Here is a 26,992-nt window from a genome sequence, read left to right on the forward strand (position 1 = left end):
CATGCAACTTTTTTCGCTACTCGGCAACTCGCAGCAGCTGGATGGCGGCGCGATGTTCGGCAACGCGCCGAAGGCGATGTGGTCGCGGTGGATCGCGCCCGACGAGCAGAACCGCATTCCGCTGGCCTGCCGCTGCCTGCTGGCGAAAGGCGTGACGGTGAACGGCGTGCCCGGCCGCAACGTGCTGTTCGAGACCGGCATCGGCGCGTTCTTCGAACCGTCGCTGCGCGAGCGCTACGGTGTGGTGGAGGATCGCCATGTGCTGCTGGATTCGCTGGCGGCGGCGGGACTCTCGCACGAGGACATCCACGCCGTGGTGCTGTCGCACCTGCACTTCGACCATGCCGGTGGCCTGCTCGCCGCGTGGCAGCACGGCCAGCCGCCGCGCCTGCTGTTTCCCAACGCCACTTTCGTGGTGGGCGCGGCGCACTGGCAGCGCGTGCTGAAGCCGCATCCGCGCGACCGCGCCTCGTTCATTCCCGAGCTGCCGCAACTGCTGATGGACAGCGGGCGGCTGGAGCTGGTCGAGGGCGAGCATTCGACGGCGCTGGGCGAGGCCGTGCGCTTCAGCTATTCGGACGGCCATACGCCGGGCCTGATGCTGGCCGAAATCGGCGGCGTGGTGTTCTGCGCCGACCTGATTCCCGGCCGCGCCTGGGTGCACGTGCCGATCACCATGGGCTACGACCGTTATCCGGAGAAGCTGATCGACGAGAAGCACGCCTTCCTTGACGACAAGCTGACGCGCGGCGTGCGACTGTTCTTCACCCACGACCACGCCTGCGCCGCGGCGCATGTGCAGCGCGACGAGCGCGGCCGCTACAGCTGCGTGGACGAGTTGCCTGAACTGCACGGGAGCCCCGGCTAGTGTCCGTCGGCCACACCATTGCCTGGCGCGGCCCGCTGGCCATCGCGGCCGGCGTGGCATCGCTGGCGCTGGGCATCGTGCTGGCGGCGCTGACCGAGCACAGCCTGGAGAATTACCGGCTGGCGCTGGAGCTGCATGGTGGCGGGGTAATCGACCTCGGCCACAGCGCGGAGCCGCAGGATGGCCTGCAGGGCCGGATGGTCCGCATCAGCGGCACGCCGCGGGTGGTGGAGGCGCCCTACGACCCCGACTTCAACCAGCAGGCGGCCACGCCGGTGCTGACGCGCCACGTGCGGATGTTCCAGTGGCGCGAACTCCGCCTGGGCGGCAACGTGACGTATGAACTGGACTGGGCGGACACGCCGCAGGATTCCAGCCATTTCGCGCAGCCGCAGGGGCACGCCAACCCGGGGTCGTTTCCGGTCGCCAGCAAGCGCTTCGATGCCGGCGACGTGGAACTGGGGGGCTACCGGCTGGATGCCGCCCTGGTGCATGCCCTGCCGGACAGCGAGCCCGTCGCGCCGGTCGTGAAGGCATTGCCGGCGAACCTTGCGGCCAGTTTTTCCCTGCAGGACGGCGCACTGGTGACCAGTGCCAACGCGGGCAATCCGCGCCTCGGTGACCTGCAGGTGAGCTGGAGCGCGGTGCCGCTGCAGGAAGTGACGGTGATTGCGCGTGTCGACGGCGACCGCCTCGTGGCGGTGCCGAACGCGGTCGACGGCGACGGTTACGAAGTCAACGTGGGCGACAGCACGCTGCTGGACATGCGGCCCGACATGGCGGCGCAGCCGGCGTGGGTCTGGCCGCGGCGCATCCTCGCCGTGCTGCTGGCGGTCCTGGGCGTGGGCCTGCTGCTGCGGCAGCAGGGGGCGACGCGCATCGACCCGCGGGGGGCGCTGGGTGGCGGCCTGCTCGTGGTGGGCGTGTTCGCCGCCATGCCGTGGCTGGGCAGCAGCACGGCGACCGCCTTCGCCTGGCTCGCCGTCGCATTGGTCGGCCTGGCGTTGCTGGTGTGGCGTCATCGCGCGTCACGCCCGCGCCCGCGCCACTGAATCGCTGATCCCCATCGGCAAAAAGTCAGGATCGCGCCCGCCGCGGACCTGCAGCGGCGGACATGCTGCGCATCCGCTTCCAAGGATGCCCTTCCCATGCACCTGCGTTCGCTATCCGGCGCCGTCCTGGCGCTGAGCCTGGCCTTGCCGGCCATCCACGCGGCGCCGTCCCCGTACGACGTCGACCGCATGCAGTGGAACGCGCCGCAAAAGCCGTTCCGCATCTACGGCAACACCTGGTACGTGGGGCCGCACGGCCTGTCGTCGATCCTGGTGGATACCGGACAGGGGCTGGCGCTGTTCGACGGCGACCTGCCCGAATCCGCGACGCAGATCGCGGCGCGCATACGCGAACTGGGTTTCCAGGTGCGCGACGTCAAATGGATTCTCAACTCGCACGCCCACGTCGATCATGCCGGCGGCATCGCCGCGCTGCGGGCCGCCAGCGGAGCGCAGGTGCTGGCAAGCGCCGCCGGGGCGCGCGAGCTGGAACTCGGCGGCGCCGACCGTGCCGATCCGCAGTACGGCTCGGCTCCCGAATACGCGCCCTTGTGGAACGTGCGCGTGGTGCGCGACGGCGAAACCCTGCAGCTTGGCCACGTGGCGATCACCGCCCACTACACCCCCGGCCATACGCCGGGCGGCACCTCATGGACCTGGGATTCCTGCTCGGGCCGGCGCTGCCTGCACATCGCCTATGCCGACAGCCTCAGCGCGATCAGCGCGCCGGCCTACCGCTTCATCGACCACCCGGCCTACGTGGCTGCCTTCCGCAAGACCATCGCCACCGTGGCCGCGCTGCCCTGCGACATCCTGCTGACGCCGCACCCCGACGCCAGCGGCTTCTGGGGGAAGGTGGCAGGACGCAAGTCGCCGACAGACGTCACGTCGCTGATCGACGCGAATGCCTGCCGAAACTACGCGGCCGAAGCCGGGAAGAATCTGGATGAGCGATTGGCGAACGAGCGCGCTGCGGTGAAGTGATCTGCAGGCGTCCTTGCCTCGGTTCCGGATGCGGCGCGGGCCGGCAAAGAGAAGGAACTCAGGCACCGGCAGGCGACCGAAGGTCCGCCGCAGGCGGGCCAGATTGCGGAAACATGGCATGGAACGATGGGGCGTCGCGAGCACCCACCCCTCGCCCCGACCCTCTCCCCGGCGGGGCGAGGGAGCAAACCGGAATGCTCAGCCGGCGGAAGCGTGCTCGAGCAACCACAGCCCGGCGAACAACTTGGGATCGACCGAGTACCCCTCGGCGGCCCGCGCGAACAGCCACGCGCCTGCCTCGCGGCGCGGCACCTCGTGCACCACGATGTTCTCGCTGGCGTCGCCGCCGCCCGCGCCCACCTTCACCAGGTCGAACGCGCGCACGTAGGCGATCATCTCGGTGCTCATGCCGGCGGAAGACGGTCCCTGGTGCAGGAGGGTCGCGTGTCCGCTGCGCCAGCCGGTTTCCTCCTCCAGTTCGCGCTGCGCGGCCAGCAGCAGGCTCTCGTCCTCCTGCCCGGCGAGGTCGCCGACGAGGCCGGCGGGCATCTCGATGGTGTGCGACTGGATCGCCACGCGGTACTGCTCCACGAACAGCACGCGGTCCTCCGGCGTCACCGCGATCACGATCGCCGCGCCGCCGGGGTTGTTGCGTTCGGCGTACTCCCAGCGTCCGCGCCTGCGCAGGCTCAGCCAGCGGCCCTGGTACAGGGTTTCCTCCGGGGCGCCGGCATCGGGGGGCAGGGCGTCGTCGCGTGGATTCATCAGAACGTGCGCTGCACCGAGTAGTCCGCCAGCGTGGCCAGCGCGTCGCGGTACGGCGAGGCAGGCAGCAGGGACAGCGCCTCGTGCGCGGCGGCAGCGTGCGCCTGCGCACGTTCGCGGGTGCGCTCCAGTGCGCCGGAGTCGCGGATGGCGGCGACGATGCGATCCAGCGAATCCAGCCCGCCGTGCTCGATCGCGTGGCGCAGCGAGGCGGCCTGTTCCGGCGTGGCGTTCTGCAGCGCGTAGATCAGCGGCAGGGTCGGCTTGCCCTCGGCGAGGTCGTCGCCGATGTTCTTGCCAAGGGTGTCGGCGTCGCTGGTGTAGTCCAGCAGGTCATCGGCGATCTGGAACGCGTAACCGAGCTCCATGCCGTAGCGGCGCAGCGCGGAAACCTGTTCCTCCGGCAGGCCGCCGAGCAGGCCGCCCAGCTCGGTGGCGGCGGCGAACAGCACCGCGGTCTTGCGCTCGATCACCGCGAGGTAGGCCGCTTCGTCCACGTCGGCGTTGCCGATGTTGAGCAACTGCAGCACCTCGCCCTCGGCGATCGTGTTGGTGGTGTCGGCGAGGATGCGCATCACGCGCATGTCGTCCAGCTCCACCATCAGCTGGAACGAGCGCGAGTAGAGGAAGTCGCCCACCAGCACGCTGGCGGCGTTGCCCCACAGCGCGTTCGCGGTCTGCCGGCCGCGGCGCAGGCCGGACTCGTCCACCACGTCGTCGTGCAGCAGGGTGGAGGTGTGGATGAACTCGATCACCGCGGCCAGCTTCACGTGCTGCTCGCCGCGGTAGCCCGCCGTGCGCGCGGCCAGCGCGTGCAGCATCGGCCGCAGCCGCTTGCCGCCGCCGGCGATGATGTGGTCGGCAATCTGGTTGATCAGCACCACGTCGGAAGCCAGCCGGTGGCGGATCAGCGCATCGATGCGGCGCATGTCGGCGTCGGCAAGCGCGCGCACGGCGGCAAAGTCGGCGGGGCGGGGGGCGTCGGCGGGAATCGAGTTCATGGGTTATCGCGGTCCGGATCGGGCGATTATAGAGGGCGGCCCGCGACGAACCAGCGCCCGGCCGATGATTGCAAGTCGCGCGGGCCGGCCCAATGATGGGGCGACGGCCTCCGTTGCCGCGAGGTTCCGGTCCGATGGCACACGAAATCATTGCGCTGATCGCCCAGTACGGCCTGCTGCTGGTGTTCCTGAATGTGCTGGCGGCACAGGCGGGCGTGCCGGTGCCGGCGGTACCCACCCTGGTCGTGGCCGGCGCGCTGGCGGCGGGCGATCGCCTGTCGCTGGCCGGCATCGTGGCGGCCGCGCTGGTCGGCAGCCTGCTCGGCGACCTGGCCTGGTATCTGGCGGGGCGGCGCTACGGCGCGGGGGTGATGCGCACGCTCTGCCGCATCTCGCTGTCGCCGGATTCCTGCGTGAAGCAGTCGGAACTGCGCTTCCAGCGCTGGCGGGGCCAGGTGCTGCTGGTCGCGAAATTCGTGCCGGGACTGTCGATGCTGGCGCCGCCGCTGGTCGGCGCGATGGGCCTGCCGCCGCGGCATTTCGTGTTGCTCGACGGACTGGGTGCGCTGCTCTGGGCGGGCGCGGCGATCGTGCTCGGCTACGTCTTCGCGGGCGAGGTCGACCGCGTGCTGGGCGCTGTCGCCAACGCCGGCACGGTGGCGATCGAGGTGGCGGCGGCCCTGCTCGCGGCCTACGTGCTCATCAAGTGGTGGCGGCGCGAACGCCTGCTGCGCTCGCTGCGGATGGCCCGCATCGGCGTCGAGGAGCTCGCCCGCGCCATCGCGGCGGGCCGCGCGCCGCTGGTGATCGACGTGCGTTCCGCGGTGGCCCGGCAGCTGGACGGCCGGATCATTCCCGATGCGCTGCTCACCGATGTCGAAGGTATCGTGCAGGCGGTCGCCGCGATACCGCTCGACCGCGAACTGGTGGTGTACTGCAACTGCCCGAACGAGGTCTCCGCCGCCCGTGCGGCGCAGGCACTGATGGCGCGCGGCTACCGCCGCGTGCGGCCGCTGCACGGCGGACTGGATGCCTGGGATGCGGCCGGCTACGCGGTGCAGCGGCTGGCATCTGCGAACGGCGGGACGCTTGCCGAGGCGACCGTCGACCCGGAAGCGACGGCCTGACGGACCGGCGTCGGCGGGGCCCGAAAATTTACGCGATCTATATGCCGCCAGGGCGATTCGCTACCCCGTTGTTATGCGCCGCGACCTACAGTTTCCGCCGACATTTCCAGTGGTCGGTGTGATGGACGTCATCCAACTTTCGTTCGCCTTCGCGCTCTCTGCGGCCAGCCTCGGCTTCCTGCTGATCTGCGACCGCCTGGGCCGCCATCGCTAGGCCGCTGCGCCGGCGACCCCATCCCGCATCCGAGTTTTGCCCCGAGGGGAATTCCAATGACCGTCGTCTACGTCGTGGCTGCCGCGATTGCGGTGGGCCTGGCTGTCTATCTGTGCGTGGCCCTGCTCAAGCCGGAGTGGTTCGAATGACCGCCAACGGTATCCTCCAGCTCGGCCTGTACCTGGCCGTGTTGCTGCTGCTGGTCAAGCCGCTGGGCGGCTACATGGCCAGGGTCTTCGCCGATGCACCCAACCGCGTCACCCGCTTCGGCGCGCCGGTGGAGCGCGTGCTCTACCGGCTGTGCGGCATCGACCCGGCCGAGGACATGGGATGGAAGCGCTATGCGCTGGCCGTGCTGGTGTTCAACGTGCTCGGCCTGCTGGCGGTGTACGCGCTGCAGCGGCTGCAGCCGTGGCTGCCGCTGAACCCGCAGCATCTCGGCGCGGTATCGCCGGATTCGGCGATGAACACCGCGATCAGCTTCGCCACCAACACCAACTGGCAGGGCTACGGCGGCGAGACGACGATGAGCTACCTGACCCAGATGCTGGGCCTGGCGGTGCAGAACTTCCTCTCGGCGGCGACCGGCATCGCGGTGCTGGTGGCGGTGATCCGCGGCTTCACCCGGCGCAGCGCGCAGGGACTGGGCAATTTCTGGGTGGACATGGTGCGCAGCACGCTGTACGTGCTGCTGCCGTTGTCGCTGCTGCTGTCGCTGCTGCTGGTGTCGCAGGGCGTGGTGCAGAGCTTCAAGTCCTATGTCGACGTGCCGGTGGTGCAGCCCTCCAGCTATGTCGAGACGCTGAAGGATGCCGCCGGCAAACCGCTCAAGGACGCCGCCGGCAAGGTGGAAACGCGCGAGGTGCCGGTGACCATGCAGACCTTGCCGATGGGCCCGGCAGCCTCGCAGATCGCGATCAAGCAGCTCGGCACCAACGGCGGCGGCTTCTTCAACGTCAACTCGGCGCATCCGTACGAGAACCCGACGCCACTGTCGAACTTCGCCGAGCTGCTGGCCATCCTGCTGATCCCCGCTGCGCTCTGCTACACCTTCGGCCGGATGGTCGGCGACCGGCGCCAGGGCTGGGCGCTGCTGCTGGTGATGCTGGTGATCTTCGTGCCGCTGCTGCTGACCTGTACCGCGGCCGAGCAGGCCGGCAATCCGGCGCTGCACGGCCTGGCGGTCGACCAGCACGCTTCGGCGCTGCAGGCGGGCGGCAACATGGAGGGCAAGGAGGTGCGCTTCGGCATCGTCGATTCCACGTTGTGGGCGACCGCCACCACCGCCGCCTCCAACGGCTCGGTCAACGCGATGCACGATTCCTTCACCCCGCTGGGCGGGCTGGTGCCGATGTGGTTGATGCAGCTGGGCGAGGTGATCTTCGGCGGTGTCGGCTGCGGCCTGTACGGCATGCTCGCCTTCGCCGTGGTGGCGGTGTTCATCGCCGGGCTGATGGTGGGCCGCACGCCGGAATACCTCGGCAAGAAGATCGAGGCGCACGAGATGAAGATGGCCAGCCTCGCCGTGCTGGTGCCCTGCGCGCTGGTGGTGGTGGGCACGGCGATAGCCGTGATGGTTGCGGCCGGCATTGCGGGCGTGGCCAACCCGGGCGCGCACGGTTTCAGCGAGATCCTGTACGCCCTCTCCTCCGCGTCCAACAACAACGGCAGCGCGTTCGCGGGGCTGTCGGCGAACACGCCGTTCTGGAACGCGATGCTGGGCGCGTGCATGTATTTCTCGCGCTACCTGCTGGTGATCGCGATGCTGGCGATGGCCGGTTCGCTGGCCGCCAAGCGCCACGTCCCGGCTTCCGCCGGCACCCTGCCGACGCACACGCCGCTGTTCGTCACCCTGTTGGCCTGCGTGGTGATCGTGGTCGGCGCGCTGACCTTCCTGCCGGCGCTGGCGCTGGGCCCCATCGCCGAATACCTGATGTCAGCGCACTGATCCGTCCGGGACTAGAGAATCCATGACTTCGCATACCCATGCTGTGCGCGGTTTCGACCGCGAGCTGGTCCTCAACGCGGTGGCCGATGCCTTCCGCAAGCTGTCGCCGCGGGTGCAGTTCAAGAACCCGGTGATGTTCGTGGTGTTCGTGTGCAGCGTGCTTACCACCCTGCTGTGGGTGCAGGCCTGCTTGAATGAGGCGCGAGCCGGACACGGCGAGGCGCCGGCAAGTTTCATCTTCTGGGTCAGCCTGTGGCTGTGGTTCACCCTGCTGTTCGCCAATTTCGCCGAGGCGCTGGCGGAAGGACGCGGCAAGGCGCAGGCCAACGCGCTGCGCAGTTCGCGCAAGGATGTGCTGGCCAAGAAGCTGGCCGAGCCTTCGCGCGAGGCGGCGATCACCTTCGTGTCGGCCAGTGATCTGCGCAGTGGCCAGCACGTGCTGGTGGAAGCGGGCGAGCAGATTCCCGGCGACGGCGAGGTGGTGATCGGCGCGGCCAGCGTGGACGAGAGTGCGATCACCGGCGAATCCGCGCCGGTGATCCGCGAGTCCGGCGGCGACCGCAGTGCGGTCACCGGCGGCACCCGCGTGCTGTCGGACTGGCTGGTGGTGCGCATTACCAGCAATCCGGGCGAGAGCTTCCTGGACCGCATGATCGCGATGGTGGAAGGCGCCGCGCGGCGCAAGACGCCGAACGAGATCGCGCTGACCATCATGCTGGCCAAGTTCACACTGATCTTCCTGCTCGCCTGCGCCACGCTGCTGCCGTATTCGATCTACAGCGTGCAGGCCACCGGCACCGGCCACCCGATCACCCTGACCGTGCTGACCGCGCTGCTGGTGTGCCTGATCCCCACCACGATCGGCGCACTGCTCTCGGCCATCGGCATCGCCGGCATGGACCGGATGATCCGCGCCAACGTGATCGCCACCTCCGGCCGCGCGGTCGAGGCCGCCGGCGACGTTGACGTGCTGCTGCTGGACAAGACCGGCACGATCACCCTGGGCAATCGCCAGGCGGTGGCGTTCCATCCCGCGCCCGGCGTGGACGAGCGCGCGCTGGCCGAGGCCGCCCAGCTCGCCTCGCTGGCCGACGAGACGCCGGAAGGCCGCAGCGTGGTGGTGCTGGCGAAGGAGCGCTTCAACCTGCGCGAGCATTCGCTGGAAGCGCTGCACGCGCATTTCGTGCCGTTCACCGCGCAGACCCGCATGAGCGGCGTAGACGTGGATGGCCGGCAGATCCGCAAGGGCGCGCTGGACGCGGTGGAGCGGCATCTCGTTGCCGTCGGCAGCCACCTGCCGCCGCTGGTCAAGGGCATGGCCGAGGACATCGCGCGCCGCGGCGCCACGCCGCTGCTGGTCGCCGAGGGCGACGCTGCGCTGGGCGTGATCGAGCTCAAGGACATCGTCAAGGGCGGCATCAAGGAGCGCTTCGCCGAGATGCGCAAGATGGGCATCAAGACCGTCATGATCACCGGCGACAACCCGCTGACGGCCGCGGCCATCGCGGCCGAGGCGGGCGTGGACGATTTCCTCGCCGAGGCCACGCCCGAGGCCAAGCTCAAGCTGATCCGCGACATCCAGGCCGAGAACCGCCTGGTGGCGATGTGCGGCGACGGCACCAACGACGCGCCGGCGCTGGCGCAGGCCGACGTGGCGGTGGCGATGAACACCGGCACGCAGGCGGCGAAGGAGGCCGGCAACATGGTCGACCTCGACTCCAACCCGACCAAGCTGATCGAGGTGGTGGAGATCGGCAAGCAGATGCTGATCACGCGCGGCTCGCTGACCACGTTCTCCATCGCCAACGACATCGCCAAGTACTTCGCGATCATCCCCGCCGCGTTCGCCACCACCTATCCGGCGCTGAACGCGCTCAACGTGATGCACCTCGCCACGCCGCAGAGCGCGATCCTCTCGGCGGTGATCTTCAACGCGCTGATCATCGTGTTCCTGATCCCGCTGGCGCTGAAGGGCGTGAAGTACCGCGCGCTCGGCGCCGGCGCGCTGCTGCGGCGCAACCTGCTGATCTACGGCCTCGGCGGCGTCGTGGTGCCGTTCATCGGCATCAAGCTGATCGACCTGCTGCTGGTGCTGCTGGGCCTGGCCTGAGCGTGCCGCATTCCCCATCCCATGCGCCGCGGCACTGAAGCCCGGCGCGGAGTCTTCCATGAACATCCGCATCGTCTTTCTTCCTCTCGCCGCGCTTGCCCTGGCCGCTTGCATGCCCGCGACGCGCGCCGCCGACGCGCCCGCCACCACGGTCACCGGCAACGTGGCGGTGGCCTCCGACTACATGTTCCGCGGCCTGACCCAGACCTGGGGACATCCGGCCGTGCAGGGCGGCGCCGACCTGGTGCTCGCGAACGGATTCGCCGCGGGCTTCTGGGGCTCGGCGATCAGCGAGAACAGCTATCCGGGCGGCTCGATGGAGCTGGATCTCTACGCCAGCTACGGCGCCTCCTTCAACGACGACTGGTCCTGGCGCGCCGGTCTCTACGGCTACGTTTACCCGGGCGCCAACCTGGACAAGGCAGGCCTGCCGTCGCGCTCGTTGAACACGGGCGAGGCCAACGCCGCGCTGAGCTGGAAGCAGTTCACGCTGAAGTACAACTACGCGCTGACCGACTACTTCGGCGCCGACGTGGAGCAGGGCTACCGCGGCGACTCCAGGGGCACGAGCTATGCGCAGCTCGACGCCAGCTTCCCGTTCGGCCCGGCCTGGAGCCTGGCGCTGCATGCCGGCTACACGCATTACACGACCGCGCTGGCCGCGCCGAACGCCTACGGCGCGTGCCATCCGGACTACGCCGACTTCGGTGCCACGCTGAAGGATCAGTTTTCCGCGCACTGGTCGGCCAGCTTGGGCGTGACGCACGCCACCAACGACCGTTTCTATCGCCGCACCAGCAGCTTCATGAACGCCGGCGACGTGCGCAATGTCGGCGGCACGCGCGGCTTCGTGATGCTGCAGGGAACGTTCTGAGGCGATCGGCTCCCGTTCGCGAAAACCCATCGGCGGCCCACCGCGGCCGCGCTTTCCAGACATCGAGTCCTTTATGAGCAAGCTATTGCGTCAATCCCTCCTGATGCTGGTGCTGCTGACCGTGCTCACCGGCGTGGCCTATCCGCTGCTGGTCACCGGCCTGGCGCAGGCGCTGTTTCCCGGGCAGGCCAACGGCAGCCTGATCGTGAAGGACGGCAAGGCGGTCGGCTCCACGCTGATCGGCCAGCAGTTCTCCGATCCCAAGTACTTCTGGGGGCGGCTCTCGGCGACCACGCCCAATCCGTACAACGGCGGTTCCTCGTCGGGCTCCAACCTCGGTCCGACCAACCCGGCGCTGACCGAGGCGGCGAAGCAGCGCATCGCCGCACTGCGCGCCGTGGACCGGGGCAACGCCGCGCCGGTGCCGGTGGACTTGGTGACTGCCTCCGCCAGCGGCCTCGACCCCGAGATCAGCCCGGCCGCCGCGCAGTACCAGGTGGCGCGGGTGGCGCGCCTGCGCGGGCTGCCCGTGGCGCAGGTGGCCGCACTGGTGGCGGCGCATACCCGCGGCCGGCAGCTCGGCGTGCTGGGCGAGCCGCGGGTGAACGTGCTGCAGCTCAACCTGGCGTTGGACGCCCTGCAGAAGCGCTAAGGTACGGCGGTGTCCATGCCGCGACAGCCCATGACCGACGACGATAACCGCCAGGCCCGCGCCGACGCCCTGCTGAGCACGATGCAGGAGGGGCAGCATCGCCGGCTCAAGGTGTTTCTGGGCGCCGCGCCGGGAGTGGGCAAGACCTACGCCATGCTGTCCGCCGCGCGCGAGCTGAGACGGCAGGGTGTGGACGTGGTGGTCGGGCTGGTCGAGACCCATGGCCGCGCCGAGACCGCGGCCTTGCTGGATGGCATCGAGGTGCTGCCGCGGCGCACCGTGCGCTACCGCGAACGCGATTTCACCGAGTTCGATCTCGACGCCGCGCTGGCGCGCAAGCCGGCGGTGCTGCTGGTCGACGAGCTGGCGCACCGCAACCTGCCCGGCAGCCGGCACGAGCGGCGCTGGCAGGACATCGCCGAGCTGCTCGACGCCGGCATCGAGGTGTACACCGCGCTCAACGTGCAGCACCTGGAAAGCCTCAACGACCAGATGCGCCGGATCACCGGCGTCACCGTGCGCGAGACGGTGCCGGACGCCTTCCTCGACCGCGCGCGCGACATCATGCTGATCGACCTGCCGCCGCGCGAGCTGATCGAGCGGCTCAAGCAGGGCAAGGTCTACGTGCCCGAGACCGCGGCCGCCGCGCTGGACGCGTTCTTCTCGCCCACCAACCTGGCCGCGCTGCGCGAGCTGGCGGTGGAGACGGTGGCCAGCCACGTCGAGAGCGATCTGCGCGAGCACATGCTGGCGCGCGGCGGCGCGATGCCGGTGCGCCGCCGCGTGCTGGCCGCCATCGACGGCCATGCGCAGAGCGAGTACCTGGTGCGGGTGGCGCGGCGCATCGCCGAGCGCCGCGGCGCGCCGTGGAGCGTGGCCTATGTCGACACCGGCGGCGCCGGCGACCCGGCGCGGCGCGAGCGGATCGACGCCGCGATGCGGCTGGCGCGCCGGCTCGGCGGCGAAGCCATCGTGTTGCGCGGCCACGCGGTGGCCGACGAACTGCTGGCGCACGCCGACCGCGAAGGCGTGGGCCAGATCATCCTCGGACGCACCCGCGAACGGCCGCTGGCGCGCATGCTCGGCCGCTCGCTCACCCAGCAACTGCTGCGCCGCGGCGCCCACCTGGAGCTGGCGATCATCGCCACCCCGGTCGAGCGGGCAAAGTCGCGGCGCCGGCTGCAGCGCTCCGCGGTGGGCGGCTCGCGCGACGAGTACGCCTACGCGGCCATGGCCACCCTGGCCGCGTTCGCGCTGGCCTTCGCCGTGGATCGCTACCTGTCGGTGGCCAACCTGTCGCTGATCTTTCTCACCGCCGTACTGGTAGTGGCGGTGCGCACGCGCATGTCAGTGGCGGTGTACACCGCGCTGCTGTGCTTCCTCGGCGACAATTTCTTCTTCACTCCGCCGCGCTACACGCTGATGATCAGCAACGCCGGCGACGTGCTCACGGTCGGGTTGTTCCTGCTGGCGGCGCTGGTCAGCAGCCGGCTGGCGACGCGGCTGTCCAGCCAGGTGGTATCGCTGCGCACCGCGCAGGTGCGTTCGCGCGCCTTGCTCGCGCTGGGGCAGCGGCTGGCCGCCAGTGCCGACGCCGAAGGCGTGCGCGACGTCGGCGCGCAGGCCATGGCCAAGGCGCTGGACGCCCAGGTGGCGATCCTGGCGCGCGACGCCTCGCAGCGGCTGCAGGCGATGGCCGCTTCGCCGCGCGGCATGACCCTGAGCATGCAGGACCTGGCCGCGGCGGACTGGAGCGAGCAGCACGCCGAGCCGGCCGGCCGCTATACCGACACCATCAATGCCGCGAGTTGCTGGACGCTGCCGCTGGGCAGCGAAGACAACCGCCTCGGCGTGGCCGCCCTGCGCTTCGCGGAGGGCGTTGCCGAACCCGACCCCGAGCGGCGCAGCCTCGCGCTGGCGATGGCGCAGGACATCGGTCAGGCGCTGGAGCGGGCGCGGCTGGCCGACGAGCTGGAGAGCGCGCGCGTGCAGGGCGAAACCGAGCGCCTGCGCAGCGCGCTGCTGTCCTCGGTCTCGCACGACTTGCGCTCGCCGCTGGCTTCGATGATCGGCGCCGCCGGCACGCTTTCCAGTTACGGGGACCAGTTGCCGCCCGAGGAACGCAGCCAACTGCTGGAAGCGATCCTGGGCGAGGGTCAGCGGCTGGACCGCTACATCCAGAACCTGCTCGACATGACCCGCCTTGGCCACGGCACGCTCAAGCTCAACCGCGACTGGGTGGATGTGGCCGAGATCGTCGCGGCCGCGGTGGCGCGCCTGCGCAAGCTGTTCCCGGACCTGCGCGTGGATACCGCGTTGCCGCCCGATACCGTGCTGCTGTACGTGCATCCGGCGCTGATCGAGCAGGCGCTGTTCAACATCCTGGAGAACGCCGCGCGCTTCTCGCCGCCCGGCGAGGCCGTGCGCATCGCCGTGCATGGCGCCGGCGAGCGCCTGTTGATCGACGTCGCCGACCGCGGCCCCGGCATCCCGGAGGAGGAGCGGGCGCGCATCTTCGACATGTTCTACTCGGTGGCGCGCGGCGATCGCGCGCCGCAGGGCACCGGCCTGGGCCTGGCGATCTGCCGAGGCATGATCGGCGCGCACGGCGGCAGCGTGGAGGCCTTGCCCGGCGACGGCGCGGGCACCACCATCCGCATCAACTTGCCGCTGCCGCCACCGCCCGATACGCAACCATGACCGCTTCCGCACCGCGCGTGCTGGTGATCGACGACGAAGCGCAGATCCGCCGCTTCCTCGACATCGGCCTGCGCGCCGAGGGCTATCAGGTGCTGCTCGCCGCCAATGCCGCCGAAGGCCTGGCGCAGGCCGCCACCGGCAGCCCGGACCTGGTGATCCTCGACCTGGGCCTGCCCGACCGCGACGGCCACGAGGTGCTGGCCGAGCTGCGCCAGTGGAGCCGGGTGCCGGTGCTGATGCTCTCGGTGCGCGACGCCGAAACCGAAAAGGTGCGCGCGCTGGACGCGGGCGCCAACGATTACGTGACCAAGCCCTTCGGCATCCAGGAACTGATGGCGCGGCTGCGCGCGCTGCTGCGTCAGCGCCCGGCCAGCGAGCCGGAAGTGCCGCCGCGCTGGGACGACGGCCGGCTGAGCGTGGACCTGCTGCGCCGCGAGGTGCGCCTGGATGGCGTAGAGCTGGCGCTGACCCGCAAGGAATACGCCGTGCTGGCACTGCTGCTGCGCCATGCCGGGCGCGTGGTCACCCAGCCGCAGCTGCTGCGCGAGGTGTGGGGGCCCACCCACACCCGCGACAGCCAGTACCTGCGCATCGTGATCGGCAAATTGCGCCAGAAACTGGGCGACGACCCGGCGCAGCCGCGCTGGCTGAAGACCGAGCCGGGTGTGGGCTACCGCTTCCTGGGCTGAGCGCAGTACGACACGCACGCGGCGAGGCGATTTCAGGCCTGCCTGCGCCGCGCCGCGGCTGACGGCTGGGCTGCGGCGGCGTCGACCGCGTCCAGGCATTCGCCGAACAGTTGCATCGCCTCCTGCAGCTGTGCCCTGGACAGGCCGCAGTAGCCGAGGGCGAGCCCCGGCACGTCCGGTGGTTTCCGGTAGTGCGGGGCGATGGAATACAGGCCCAGCCCGCGCTCGTGCGCGTCGGCGATCAGCGCGTCGACCTGCGCATGGTCGTAGTTGGGCAGCCATGCGGTGACGTGCATGCCGGCATGCGAATCCGCGATCTGCACGCGATCGCCGGCGTGCTGCTGCAGGCCGGCGATCAGCTCCCGCCGCCGCGCGCCCAATTCCCGGGTCACGTAGCGCAGATGGCGCTCGAAGCCGCCGTACTCCATGAAATGGGCGAGCGCGGCCTGCTCGATGGCGGGGCTGCCGCGATCGCACAGGTACTTGGCGTTGATGAAGTCGCCGCACAGCGCCTCCGGCAACACCATGTAGCCGAGGCGCAGCGCACCGAACATCACCCTGGAGAAGGTGCCGACGTAGATCACCCGGTCGTCGCCGTCGAGCGAGCGCAGGGCCGGCAGTGCCGAGGCGTCGTAACGCAGTTCGTTGTCGTAGTCGTCCTCCATGATCCAGCAGCCCGTCTCCCGCGCGTAGCTCAGCAGCTCCTGCCGTCGCGACAGCGACAGCGCCGGGCCGGCGGGAAACTGGTGGGATGGCGTGACCATCACCAGGCGCGGCGCCTGTTTCGGCAAGGCGCTGCAAACGAGACCCTCGTGATCCGTGGGGATGGCCAGCAGCGATGCCCCATGGGCACTGAACTGCTGACTGGCGCTGAAGTAATGGGGCTCCTCGAGAGCCACTTCGTCGCCCTCGTCCAGCAGCACGCGCGACGTCAGCGCAACGGCCTGCTGGGTGCCGCCGACGATCAGCACCTGGTCCGGGGAGGTCCTGATCCCGCGGCGCCGGGCCACGTAGTCGCAGATCTGCTCGCGCAGGGCGGGCAGGCCCTGGATGTTGGTGCAGTCGAGCTTGGTGTGGGTGGCGGCCCAGGCAAGCTCGCGCCCCCAGATCGCGCCCAGCGTGGGATTGACCTGCGGGCGCCCGTACTGCATGTCCAGACGCCGGTCGCGATGTTTCGCGGTGATCGACCAGTCCGCCAGCTGCCGTGCGCGCTTGGCATAGCGCGTGAGCGGGGCGATGGACCTGGGCGTGGTCCGCCGCGGCGGCATGGGGTCGGCCTGCGACGTACTCACGTAGCTGCCTGAGCCCACGCGGCCGACGATGTAGCCCTCGGCACGCAACTGCTCGTAGGCCGTCAGCACCGTGATGCGGGAAACCCCCAGATCCTCCGCCAGCACGCGGGTGGGAGGCAGGCGGGCGCCGGCGGCGAGCCGGCCGCTGAGGATGGCCGACTTCATGGCGCGCGTGAGCTGGCTGTAGTGCGGGCCATGGCCATCGAGTTCGAGAAACATCATGGCTCCTTAATTGGTTATGGACGCTTCCGTGAAATTGGTTATGTCGCGGCGTTACTCGACCTGAGCAGGACGATTACCTGCCCGGAAATTGAAATGACCCGGAATTGGCCGGGGGAGAGGGGATATCCGGCTAATTGTCAGGCATGGCTTGGCTGCATCGTCATGTGCCACAAGGCACGTCCGTGCCGTGAACGAGCGGTGGGTGGATCCGTGCACTGGCTAGCGCCATTGGTCATGTTCGCTCCCATTCGATTGGTTCTGTAATGGCCGTGAATGTTTATTTAATGTGACCGGATGATGGATTCAAAGAAATGCCGCTTTAGGCATGTCGAACCGGTTCCGGTTTGATTCGATCTGTTCGGGAATGGCCGATTGGAAAATTCTTGCGTCATGAAAAACACGCGTGACGAGATGACGGAGAGTGGAAGATGCGCATGAAGTTCTATCCGGATGAGCTGAAAGACGAGGCCATCCGGCTGGTGGTCAAGCACCGGCTTACCACGCGGGAGGCCGCACAGCAGCTGGGCCTGCGCGGCGAGATCGTGCGGGTCTGGGTGCGTCGCTTTCGTGGCCGGACGGCACGCCCCAATGACGCCGACCAATTGCGCGCCTGTGTGCAAAAGCTTGCGATCGAGCGCGACACGCTTGCCGGTATTGCCGCCCGTCTTCTCGAGAAAACGGGATGAGTCGCGCACTGCCGTCGTGCAGGCATCCAGGGTTCGCAATCATCCGCCGAAGAGGCGGTTTTCTGTTGTTTCTGCAGGTGTTCCAACCACGGTAAGAAACCTTGTGGGGTCGCGTGCCTGAAGGCCGGGACCTTTGTTCATGTCATATGCTGGGGAGTCGCTTGATGAATATCGCAAATTTCCGCAATGCCACGTCGCGTGCCGCGCGTTTGCGCCGCACGGCGCTGGCCCTGGCCATCGCCGCCGGTGCCGGCGTGACCGGCCAGGCGCTGGCACAGGCCACCACGAGCTCCATTTTCGGTACCGCGCCGGCGGCGACGGGCGAAACGGTCAGGGTCGTCAACAACCAGACCGGGCTTACCCGCGAGGTCGCGGTGGACAGCAGCGGCCGCTACAGCGTCAGCAACCTGCCGGTGGGCAACTACAGCGTGTCGCTGATGCAGGGCGGCAACGTGGTGGCCTCGCATGACAACGTGCCGGTGAGCGTGAATGGCGGCTCCCAGGTGCCGTTCGTCACGGCCGAGTCAGGCAAGAACGTCCAGAACCTCTCCAGCGTCACCGTCACGGCCAATTCGGTTCCCGCGATCGACGTGTCCTCCACCCGCCAGACTTCGGTGATCACCTCGCAGGACCTCAAGGTGCTGCCCGTGGCGCGCGATGCCGAGTCCATTGCGTTGCTGGCGCCCGGCACGGCGGGCGGCAACGCCGTCCTCGGCACGGGTCCGGCCGGCACCCCGCTGATCTCCTTCGGCGGCGACTCGGTCGTGGAGAACGCGTACTACATCAACGGCTTCAACACCACCGATCCGGTGGGCGGCGCGGGCGGTGTTGCCCTGCCGTATTTCGCCATTGCCGAGCAGCAGACCATCACCTCCGGCTACGGTGCCGAATACGGCCGCTCCACCGGCGGCGTGATCAGCCAGGTGGGCCAGCGCGGCGGCAACCAGTTCCACGCCGGCGTCTATGCCACGTGGATGCCGGACTGGGCGCAGGGCAGCTACGAGAACGAGCACTTCGCCAACCCGCTGGTCACCACGCCAGGCCAGCAGTACGGGGACATCTACCGGAACCGCCAGCACAACAGCAGCTGGACCACGATCTACGACGCCTACATCTCTGGTCCGCTGATCAAGGACACGCTGTTCTTCTATCTGACGGCCGAAGCCCAGCACGACAACACAAAAACCACCGGCTCGGTCCTCTCGCCGTACTACAACAGCTACGGCAGTACCTCGCCCAAGTTCTACGGCAAGCTGGACTGGAACATCAACGACAACAACACCCTCGAGCTGACCCACATCCAGAGCAAGGTGATGGATCAGTTCAACAACGCCTACAACTACAACTACGGCAACAACACCATCGGCGGCTTCAATTCCATCAACAACCCGCTGTACTCGAGCAAGTTCGACGTCAACATCCTGAAGTTCACCTCGTACATCACCGACAACCTCACGCTGAGCGTGCTGGGCGGCAAGATGAAGAGCACCTACTTCAGCCAGCAATTGGCCTACTCCGGCTTCAATCCGCAGACGCCGGGCCTCGTCACCACCAACTTCCAGAACCCTGCGGTGCCGGGCTTCGGCAACAGCAACAACTATCCCTCCACGCTGGCGTCGCCCGATCACAAGTCGACGGAAAACAACTTCCGCGTGGATCTGGACTGGAAGCTTGGCGACCACGACCTGAAGTTCGGCATCGACAACCAGCGCAGCACGGACATCAACGACGGCTCGATCTCCGGCGGTCCGGGCTACTACTGGCAATACGGCCAGGCGCCGGCCACGCTCATCGACGGCAAGTACATGGCGTGCAACAGCCTGGGCCAGTGCGCCTACAGCCCGACGTTCTATCCCAACGGCCAGACGGGTTATTACGCGGCGAAGGTGTACTACGGCGGCGTGGCCTCGTTCACGGTGATGCAGAAGGCGCAGTACGTCGAGGACAACTGGCAGGTCACGCCGAACCTGATGTTGAACCTTGGCCTGCGCAACGACCAGTTCACGAACTACAACGGCGACATGCAGCCCTACGTGCGCCAGACCAAGCCGCAGTGGGCGCCGCGCATCGGTTTCAGCTGGGACATCTTCGGCGACAGCAGCGCGAAGCTGTATGGCAACGTGGGTCGCTACTACCTCGCCCTGCCTTCCGGCCTGGGCACCCGCATGGCGGGTTCCAACAACTTCAGCTATCAGTACTACACCTATTCGTCCATCGACGCGAACGGCATTCCGCAGGGCCTGACCCAGGTTCCGACGACCTCGACGCCGTACTCCGCCGACGGCGAGTACGGCCAGCCGAAGGATCCCAAGGTGGTCGCCGCGGCCGACCTGAAGCCCATGTACCAGGACGAATACGTGCTGGGCTTCCAGAAGGCGTTCAATGCATTCGGCCAGTCGCTGGTGTGGACCTCGCAGGCCACCTACTCGAAGATGAACGACATCGTGGACGACACCGGTGCGTTCTACGACGCGTCCGGCAACCTGATCATCCCTGCGAATGCCGACCCGAACAACCTGAGTTCGGAAGTCGACGTGCTGGTCAACCCCGGACGCAGCAATACCCTGCGCTATCTGGCGAAGGACGGCACCTACAAGACCTACACGTGGAACCCGGGCGCGGCCGCAAGCCCTGCCGGCAAGGTGATCGGTTTCCCCGCGGCGTTCCGCAAGTACTACAGCCTGGAAGAGTCGCTGGAGCATCCGTGGGACGGCAAGTGGATGGGCAAGATCGACTACGTGTTCGCCAAGAGCTACGGCACCACGGAGGGCCCGACCCAGTCCGCCACGCACCAGATCAGCAACGCCTCGGGCTCCGCCGGCGGCCACTCGTCCGGCTCGATCACCACCGCCTGGGACTTCCCCGAGCTGATGCAGTACGCCAACGGCGAACTGCCGAACTCGCACCGCCATACCTTCAAGGCCTACGGTACCTACGCGATCACGCCGGAGTGGCTGGTCAGCGGCACCTACATCGTCCAGTCCGGTGCGCCGATCACCTGTCTCGGCTATTTCGGCACCGGCCAGACCGATCCGATCAGCTATGGCGAGAACTACCACTGGTGCGGCGGCGTGCCGTCGCGCCCGGGCGACGCCGGTCACACGCCGTGGACGCACCAGCTCAACCTGGCCGTGAACTACATCCCGGAATGGGCCGGCAAGCACCTGAGCTTCCAGCTGCAGGTCCACAACGTGTTCAACGAGCAGAAGGTCACCGCCTACAACGACTTCTACGGCGGCACCGGCAACGGCAACGTCCCCGATTCCACGTACAAGGTGCCGTGGGGCATCGAGGCACCGCGCTACGCCGCGTTCAGCGTCAAGTACGACTGGTAAGCATCGTCCCCGCGCCCCGTGTCGCCAGTGGATCGGCGACACGGGCCGGAACGACGCGAGCGGATCGACGAGGCCGCCGGGCAACCGGCGGCCTTGTCGTCTCGGCATGTACGGCAATCGCGCGACAGCCGCGGCGGGGCGACACACCGTGGGATGTCGGCCGCGCAAGCGGTTCGTGCAACCGGAAACCAGTGCCGCTGGCGCTGCCCTGCACCCCGGGCCTGCCTGGGACTACAAGGTCTGCGCGGCTCGCGGTGGACGCGTCCGGTCCACGGCAAGGTATGATGACCGCCACCTCAACCCCGGCCGCAATCCAACCTCAAGTGCGGCCGGCCAACCCAGGAAGCGCATCCATGGCACGCGGAGTCAACAAGGTCATCCTGGTCGGCAATCTCGGTGCCGATCCCGAAACCCGCTACACCGGCAGCGGCACCGCCATCACCAGCTTGCGCATCGCCACGTCGGAGCAGTGGACCGACAAGCAGAGCGGGGAAAAGCAGGAGCGCACCGAGTGGCATCGCGTGAAGCTGTTCGGCAAGCTCGCCGAGATCGCCGGCGAGTACCTGAAGAAGGGTCGCCAGGTCTACATCGAAGGCTCGCTGCGCACCGACAAGTACACCGACAAGGACGGCGTGGAGCGCTACTCCACCGACATCGTCGCCAGCGAAATGCAGATGCTCGGCGGTGGCGGCGAGGGCGGTGCTGGCGGCGGCGGCTTCCAGCGTGAACGCCCGCAAGGCGGCCAGCGCCAGCAGGGCGGCGCCAACTACGGCGGTGGCTACGGCAACCAGCAGCGCGGCGGCGGCGCACCGGCGCCGTCGGCACCGGCCAACACTGGCGGATTCGAGGACGACGACATTCCGTTCTAGGACGCACCTTAGACTATTGTTGTCCGGTTTGTGAGCCTAAACCCCCGATTCGTCGGGGGTTTTTCTTTTCCCAAACTGGACGTTTCTGAGTCAACTTCCATCCTATGTCCTCGCATAAGCTGCACCTTGAGAACTGTTGTGAGCCTTCAATCGGAGCTTGGAGATGCGACTTGGATATAGAACTCAAGGCCTCGTTCTGGGAGATGGCGAGAGGTATTGCCTGCTCGTCGATCCCGGCACTGGCATGCCTCTCTTCTATCCGAACCTGTTTGTGACGACGCAGGTCCGAAATCGATCACTGTCGGCAGCCAGCATGAATGCCGCCTCTGCGGCGATCAATGTGCTGCTTACCTACTGTTCCGAGCGAGGTGTCAATCTGGAGAGTCGAATCAGGGAGCGGCGTTTCTTCAGTCCGGCAGAGTTGGATACGATCAGGGATGAATGCCAGAAGCGACGCAGCAAGCATGGTGGCGCTGCGGTCGCGCCATTCCGAGGGCGTAAAGCAACGCAGAGGATTGGAGCTGGAAGCGAATACGCCCGTTTGACGCATGTCGCCAACTACGTTCGGTGGCTATCGCATACCCTACTTGGCTCTGCGATTGATACGGTGGCCGCGCGCCAGATTGATCAGGTTCATCGCGGGTTGATTGGTCGGCCGACGCCCCCCCGGTTTTGAGTAGCACGGTGGTTTGGAGTCCACCTCCATTTGGATGTTGCTTTTTCGAGTTGATCATCTCAGGCCCCGTGTGCACCAAGCTGCCTGAGATGCCGATGCGGGCGCTGTCTGGCGTAGGGCACCTCGAGCGCAATCGAACGCATCGTTTCAGGCGCAATCTCGACAATAGATCCATCCCGATCACACTTCGGGTGCCGTAAAATCTTGCTTGTTGACATCACCTGCTGCGACGTCGATAGACTTCAGCCCATTCGCATGCCTGCAAAGGGCGTGTTCGCCACTATAGGGGAGTGGGGGAATGAAATGGATGTCCATGCATGGCAGCGGATTGCTCTCTCGCGCGGCGCCATACCGAGTTGCGCCTCCCTCGGCTAGCTGATCACCGAATTTTTCTGCTGTAGCGCGGTAAGCACTACGCCGCAGCTGTGCGCGACGAACGTGCAGATTGATTCGAATTCTCGAAACGCCTTTCACACGGATACAAGGAGCTGTCATGGTGAAGTTGCCGCTGTCCCGCGCTGCCCGCTGCGCGTTATCCCGCCCTGCCGCCTTGCCGATGGCGCTGACCCTAGCGCTCGGAGCTTCCGTCGCCTCCCTGCCGATAGCGTCGTTGGCATGGCTGGGAGCGGTCGGCCTGATGGCGACGCCGCTGAGCGCCCAGGCGCAGTCCGAGCCGGCGTGCGATCCGGCGGACGTCGGTGCCTACGATGGCGACGGCGACGAGGTGTGCTCGCCGCAGACCAACCAGAAATCCCAGGGCAATCCCAAGAGCCCCGACCTCACGTGCAAGGCACCGGGAGCATCTTCGGGCGACCCGGTCGACAACGCCACGGGCAACCTCTACAGCCAGCATGTCGACTGGCAGGGCGCAGGAGCGTTCCCGCTGCAGATGGTGCGCTCGTACAACTCCTTTTTCTCGATCACGGCGGCGCAGAGCGGCAACGGCCTCGCGGCGTATGTCAGCCCGATGGGCGTGGACTGGACCTTCAGCTACGGCGCTGCGATCCTGCCCGATTCCGGCCAGCCGCTGACCAGCGTGAAAGTGTTGCGTCCGGACGGCCAAGTGCTGACCTATGCACTCAATGGCGGCGCCTGGAGCAGCGATGCCGACGTCAACGCCAAGCTGACGATGCAGACGGGCGCGAACGGCGCCACTACCGGCTGGACCCTGGTCACCAGCAACGATGCGACGGAACGCTACGACGCGGCCGGTCGGCTGCTGTCGATCACGAACCGGGCGGGCCTGATGCAGACCCTGGGCTACAGCACGGCATCCACGCCTGCGTCGGTGGCTCCTGTTCCGGGGCTGCTGGTTTCCGTTACCGACAGCGACGGCCGGGTGCTGCAGTTCGCCTACAACGCCCAGCGGCGCATCCAGACGGCCACCGATCCCGACGGAGGCGTCAGCGCCTATGCCTACGACGGCAACGGCAACCTGGTGTCGGTGACCCATCCTGACGGCAGCGTGCGCCGCTACCTTTACCAGTCGGGTATCAACACGGCCTTCCTCACCGGCATCGTGGACGAGAAGGGCGTCACCTACGCCACCTACAACTACGATCCCAGCTACGACAACATCACCTCGACCTCGCTGGCGGGCGGCGTCAACGCGCTGTCGATGAACTTCGGCGGCAGCGCCACCAGCGCTACGGATGCCCGCGGCGCCACCCGCGTCTATGACTTCCAGAGCCTGGTCAACCGTTTCCGCAATACTGAAATCCAGACGCCGTGCGCAGGGACGACCTGCACAAGCGCACAAAACACTGAGTCCATCGCCTACAACGCGAACGGCTACGTCACCGGGCTTACCGACGTGCCGGGCGACCGCAGCGCACCGCAGAACGCCACGTTCGCCTGGGACACCACGCGCAACCTGATGCTGTCGCGCACCGACGCCGCCGGCAGCCCGGTGGCGCGCACCACGGCGATGACCTGGGATAAGCGCTTCCGCCTGCCGGACAGCGTGACGTCCCCCGGCCTGACCACCGATTACACCTACGACGACCATGGCCATGTGCTGAGCCGCACCGAAACCGACACGGCCAACCACCTCAGCCGCACTTGGACCGTGGCCTACACCTATGCACCGAACGTCGCGGGCGCCGTGCTGCAGACCGTGGTCCGCGGTCCGCGCACCGATGTGGCTCAGGTGACCACCACCGACTACTACGCGCCGGATGCCAGCTGCCCCGGCAACGCACCCCTTGGCTGTCGCGGCCAGGTGCGCGACGTGGTCAACGCGCTGGGCCAGACCACCACGGTGGACAGCTACAACGCGGCCGGAAGGCCGCTGCAGATCACCGACCCGAACGGCCTGGTGATCACCCTGGGCTACGACGCCATGAACCGGCTGACATCGCTGACGGCAGGCGCCGAGACCACGCAGTACCGCTATGACGCGGTGGGCAAGCTCGTCGAGACGATCGCGCCGGATGGCCGTACCACGAGCTACGGCTACGATGCGGCGCACCGCCTCACGAGCATTGCCCGCGCTGACGGCAGCAAGCAGGTATTCACCCTGGATGCCGCCGGCGACGTCACCCAGGTACAGATTCTCGATGCCAGCGGGCAGGTTGTGTACAGCCATCATCGTGTCTACGACGCGCTCGGCCGGGTGGCGAAGGACGTAGGTGCCTACAACCAGACCACTACCGACACGCGCGATGCACACGACAACCTGGCCGTCCGCAACGGGCCGCGCACCGACATCGGCGATGTTACCCAGTACCAGTACGACGCACTCAACCGCCTGGTGCAGTGGACTCAGGCCGACGGCGGCGTGAACACCGCCAGCTATGATGCCCAGGGGCACCTCACGCAACTGGTTGACCCCAACCACCAGGCTACGCGCTATACCCCGGACGCCTGGGGCGATGCGCTGGTCACCGCCAGCGCCGACACCGGCACGACCACGCGCGTATTCGACGCGGCCGGCAACGTGGTGCGTTCCACCGACGCGAAGGGCCAGGTCACCACCTTCGCCTACGACGCGCTCAACCGGATCGTCTACGAGGCCAGCTCCGATCGCCGGACTCCAGCCTATCGTTTCGTCTACGACCATTGCCGCGACGGTGTGGGTCGCCTTTGCGCGGTGCGCGAGCAGGGCGAAACCGTCATGCGCTTCGCCTACGACGGACAGGAGCGCCTGACCGAGCGGTCGGACCGCGTTCGTGGCCGTTGGCTGCATACGGCCTATACCTATCGGCCCGGCGGTCAGCTCGCCGGCCTGACCTACCCCGACGGGCAGGTGGTACGGTACGACTATGACTCACTGGGTCAGGTCAGCCAGGTCAGTGTCCAGGCGCCACACGGTGGCCCGGTAACCGTGCTCGCCCGCAACTTCAGCTACCACCCGTTCGCCGGCCCGGCGGGCTTCAACTTCGGCAACGGCGCCAGCTACCTGCAGGAAGTGGACCAGGACTACCGCCCGCTGCTGGAACAGAGCGGCCCCTGGGCGAAGGGTGCCAGCTATGACCCTGCCGGCAATCCCACCACCCTGCTCGATGCCGACAAGAGCGAACAGGACAACCGCTACGACGCCATGAATCGGTTGACCCAGTCGACCGACACGGCGAAGGACGGCTACGGCACGCGTGGCTACACCTATGACCTCAACGGCAACCGCACCAGTCTCGTCCGCAACGGGGCGACCAGCGTCTACACCTACAATCCCGCCAACTGGCTGACCTCGGACGGGCAAGGAGGCGGCCAGCGGCAGCGTGACGCCGACGGCAACACGATCTACACGCCGGAGCAGGGGCACTTCGTTTATGACGGATACCAGCACCTGGTGGCGATCCGCGCCCGCGGCGACGAACATGGCGATCACGACGATGGCGACGGCCCGGATGCGCGCTATGCCTATAACGCCTTTGGCGAGCGCATCTGGAAGCAGGCGCAGGGCGAGGACACCCGCTTCGTCTACGGTCCAGGCAGCCGACTGCTGGCCGAACTGGATCGCCATGGCCACATCGAAGACTACGTGTGGTTGGGCAACATGCCGCTGGCTCGTCTCGATAGCCGAATGGACCACGATCAGGGCGAAGACGAAGAGCATCGCGGCGACCGCGATCATCGCGACCGCAATGACGGCGATCGCGATCGCGGTCCCGATGATCGCGGCCAGGCGCTCGTCTACTACTTCCACACGGACGTCCTCGGCACACCGCAGGCGATGACCGACGCGAAGGGCCAGGTGGTGTGGCAGGCGCGATACCTGCCGTTCGGCAAGGCGCAGCTGCAGGTGGCCCAGATCACCAATAACCTGCGCTTCCCGGGGCAGTACTTCGACGCCGAGAGCGGGCTCAACTACAACCTGCACCGCACCTACGACCCGAGCGTGGGCCGTTACGTGGAAGCCGATCCGATGGGGTGGGCGGCGGGGAGTAATCTGTATGCGTACGGTTATGCGAATCCGCTGAGATTTGAGGATCATGATGGCAGAGATCCAATTCTTGCTGGAGTTGGTGCTCTGGTTGGTGGTGTATGGGGCTTGGCAAATGGCTATTTGTCTGGCGATAGGGGCAGCGCACTATTCAACGATACGGTTGTCGGTGCCGCTACTGGTGGTCTTGCTGGACTAACGGATGGTCTCTCCCTGGTCGAGGGCGTTTCCCTGAGGGCTGGTATTAGCATGTCGATGGAGGCATACAGGGAAGGGGTTAATGGCATGGAAAAGGGATGTGTGGAATTGAGTGGCAAAGATATTGCCTTTGCGGGTGTGGCTAGTGCGTTTGGCGATATGGTTGGCGATTTGGATGCATCGAATGTTGCCAGTGATCTTGGTGATGGAATGCATTGGGATCCATCTCCATCAGACGTAAGGGCGACGATTGTGGGCGGAAGCACAGCTGGTGCAGTAACCGCTCCGGTCTCGGCGATGGAAGGGCAAGAGCAAAGGTAGAATATTTATGCATAAGATCGCGGAA

General features: G+C 67.4%; 19 protein-coding genes. 16 read left to right on the forward strand and 3 right to left on the reverse strand.

The window, feature by feature from the left end; translation table 11 throughout:
- The first annotated feature begins 1 nt into the window (after position 1).
- From ACQGNW_RS07045 to bla, 3 genes are all read left to right on the forward strand, one after another.
- Positions 2 to 868: an MBL fold metallo-hydrolase gene (locus tag ACQGNW_RS07045; RefSeq protein ID WP_426662422.1), complete on the forward strand. Its 867-nt coding sequence runs from the start codon at positions 2 to 4 to the stop codon at positions 866 to 868.
- Positions 868 to 1,920 carry a TMEM43 family protein gene (locus tag ACQGNW_RS07050; protein WP_426662423.1) on the forward strand — a complete coding sequence of 351 codons (1,053 nt, stop codon included), beginning with the start codon at positions 868 to 870 and terminating at the stop codon, positions 1,918 to 1,920. The genes ACQGNW_RS07045 and ACQGNW_RS07050 overlap by 1 nt, the downstream gene beginning before the upstream one ends.
- Positions 1,921 to 2,016: 96 nt before the next feature.
- Positions 2,017 to 2,904, forward strand: a complete 888-nt coding sequence (bla, locus tag ACQGNW_RS07055) for a subclass B3 metallo-beta-lactamase (RefSeq protein ID WP_426662424.1) — start codon at positions 2,017 to 2,019, stop codon at positions 2,902 to 2,904.
- Positions 2,905 to 3,102: 198 nt separating this feature from the next.
- On the opposite strand, the gene ACQGNW_RS07060 is transcribed toward bla, so the two are convergent.
- The gene (locus ACQGNW_RS07060) at positions 3,103 to 3,669 is read right to left on the reverse strand and encodes an NUDIX hydrolase (RefSeq protein WP_426662425.1); all 567 of its coding nucleotides are present in this window, start codon (positions 3,667 to 3,669) and stop codon (positions 3,103 to 3,105) included.
- Positions 3,669 to 4,670: a polyprenyl synthetase family protein gene (locus ACQGNW_RS07065; protein ID WP_426662426.1), complete on the reverse strand. Its 1,002-nt coding sequence runs from the start codon at positions 4,668 to 4,670 to the stop codon at positions 3,669 to 3,671. The genes ACQGNW_RS07060 and ACQGNW_RS07065 overlap by 1 nt, the downstream gene beginning before the upstream one ends.
- A 146-nt stretch (positions 4,671 to 4,816) precedes the next feature.
- Here ACQGNW_RS07065 and ACQGNW_RS07070 point away from each other — a divergent pair, with 146 nt between their 5' ends.
- The 8 genes from ACQGNW_RS07070 to ACQGNW_RS07105 all read left to right on the forward strand — a co-directional run bounded on the left by ACQGNW_RS07070 (position 4,817) and on the right by ACQGNW_RS07105 (position 14,984).
- Positions 4,817 to 5,797 (forward strand): VTT domain-containing protein, encoded by a 981-nt coding sequence (locus tag ACQGNW_RS07070; protein WP_426662736.1) that lies wholly within the window; start codon positions 4,817 to 4,819, stop codon positions 5,795 to 5,797.
- Positions 5,798 to 6,067: 270 nt separating this feature from the next.
- Positions 6,068 to 6,160, forward strand: coding sequence for a K(+)-transporting ATPase subunit F (gene kdpF, locus ACQGNW_RS07075; protein WP_426662427.1), 93 nt, complete (start codon positions 6,068 to 6,070; stop codon positions 6,158 to 6,160).
- A complete protein-coding gene (gene kdpA / locus ACQGNW_RS07080) occupies positions 6,157 to 7,959 on the forward strand; it encodes a potassium-transporting ATPase subunit KdpA (RefSeq protein WP_426662428.1) in 1,803 nt (600 codons plus the stop codon). The genes kdpF and kdpA overlap by 4 nt, the downstream gene beginning before the upstream one ends.
- Positions 7,960 to 7,981: 22 nt before the next feature.
- A complete protein-coding gene (gene kdpB / locus ACQGNW_RS07085; protein WP_426662429.1) occupies positions 7,982 to 10,069 on the forward strand; it encodes a potassium-transporting ATPase subunit KdpB in 2,088 nt (695 codons plus the stop codon).
- A 58-nt stretch (positions 10,070 to 10,127) separates the two neighbouring features.
- Positions 10,128 to 10,943 (forward strand): TorF family putative porin, encoded by an 816-nt coding sequence (locus ACQGNW_RS07090; RefSeq protein WP_426662430.1) that lies wholly within the window; start codon positions 10,128 to 10,130, stop codon positions 10,941 to 10,943.
- A 73-nt stretch (positions 10,944 to 11,016) separates the two neighbouring features.
- A complete protein-coding gene (gene kdpC, locus ACQGNW_RS07095; protein WP_426662431.1) occupies positions 11,017 to 11,595 on the forward strand; it encodes a potassium-transporting ATPase subunit KdpC in 579 nt (192 codons plus the stop codon).
- Between the two features lie 30 nt (positions 11,596 to 11,625).
- Entirely contained in the window at positions 11,626 to 14,295 is a 2,670-nt protein-coding gene (locus ACQGNW_RS07100) for an ATP-binding protein (RefSeq protein ID WP_426662432.1), read from the forward strand.
- Complete coding sequence (locus ACQGNW_RS07105) at positions 14,292 to 14,984, forward strand: response regulator (RefSeq protein WP_426662434.1); 693 nt, start codon at positions 14,292 to 14,294, stop codon at positions 14,982 to 14,984. The genes ACQGNW_RS07100 and ACQGNW_RS07105 overlap by 4 nt, the downstream gene beginning before the upstream one ends.
- Before the next feature lie 32 nt (positions 14,985 to 15,016).
- On the opposite strand, the gene pdxR is transcribed toward ACQGNW_RS07105, so the two are convergent.
- On the reverse strand, positions 15,017 to 16,495 hold the full coding sequence (gene pdxR, locus ACQGNW_RS07110) for a MocR-like pyridoxine biosynthesis transcription factor PdxR (RefSeq protein WP_426662435.1): 1,479 nt from the start codon (positions 16,493 to 16,495) through the stop codon (positions 15,017 to 15,019).
- A gap of 437 nt (positions 16,496 to 16,932) precedes the next feature.
- Between pdxR and ACQGNW_RS07115 the strand changes: the two genes are divergently transcribed.
- From ACQGNW_RS07115 to ACQGNW_RS07135, 5 genes are all read left to right on the forward strand, one after another.
- Positions 16,933 to 17,184, forward strand: a complete 252-nt coding sequence (locus ACQGNW_RS07115) for a transposase (protein WP_426662436.1) — start codon at positions 16,933 to 16,935, stop codon at positions 17,182 to 17,184.
- 164 nt (positions 17,185 to 17,348) lie between these two features.
- Positions 17,349 to 20,519, forward strand: coding sequence for a TonB-dependent receptor (locus tag ACQGNW_RS07120; protein ID WP_426662437.1), 3,171 nt, complete (start codon positions 17,349 to 17,351; stop codon positions 20,517 to 20,519).
- Positions 20,520 to 20,872: 353 nt separating this feature from the next.
- The gene (ssb, locus tag ACQGNW_RS07125; RefSeq protein ID WP_426662438.1) at positions 20,873 to 21,388 is read left to right on the forward strand and encodes a single-stranded DNA-binding protein; all 516 of its coding nucleotides are present in this window, start codon (positions 20,873 to 20,875) and stop codon (positions 21,386 to 21,388) included.
- Positions 21,389 to 21,632: 244 nt separating this feature from the next.
- Positions 21,633 to 22,064: a hypothetical protein gene (locus ACQGNW_RS07130; RefSeq protein WP_426662439.1), complete on the forward strand. Its 432-nt coding sequence runs from the start codon at positions 21,633 to 21,635 to the stop codon at positions 22,062 to 22,064.
- 493 nt (positions 22,065 to 22,557) lie between these two features.
- Positions 22,558 to 26,967, forward strand: coding sequence for an RHS repeat-associated core domain-containing protein (locus ACQGNW_RS07135; RefSeq protein WP_426662440.1), 4,410 nt, complete (start codon positions 22,558 to 22,560; stop codon positions 26,965 to 26,967).
- Positions 26,968 to 26,992 lie beyond the last annotated feature (25 nt).

It is taken from the genome of Rhodanobacter aciditrophus, from assembly GCF_050026795.1.
Classification (GTDB): Bacteria; Pseudomonadota; Gammaproteobacteria; order Xanthomonadales; family Rhodanobacteraceae; genus Rhodanobacter_A.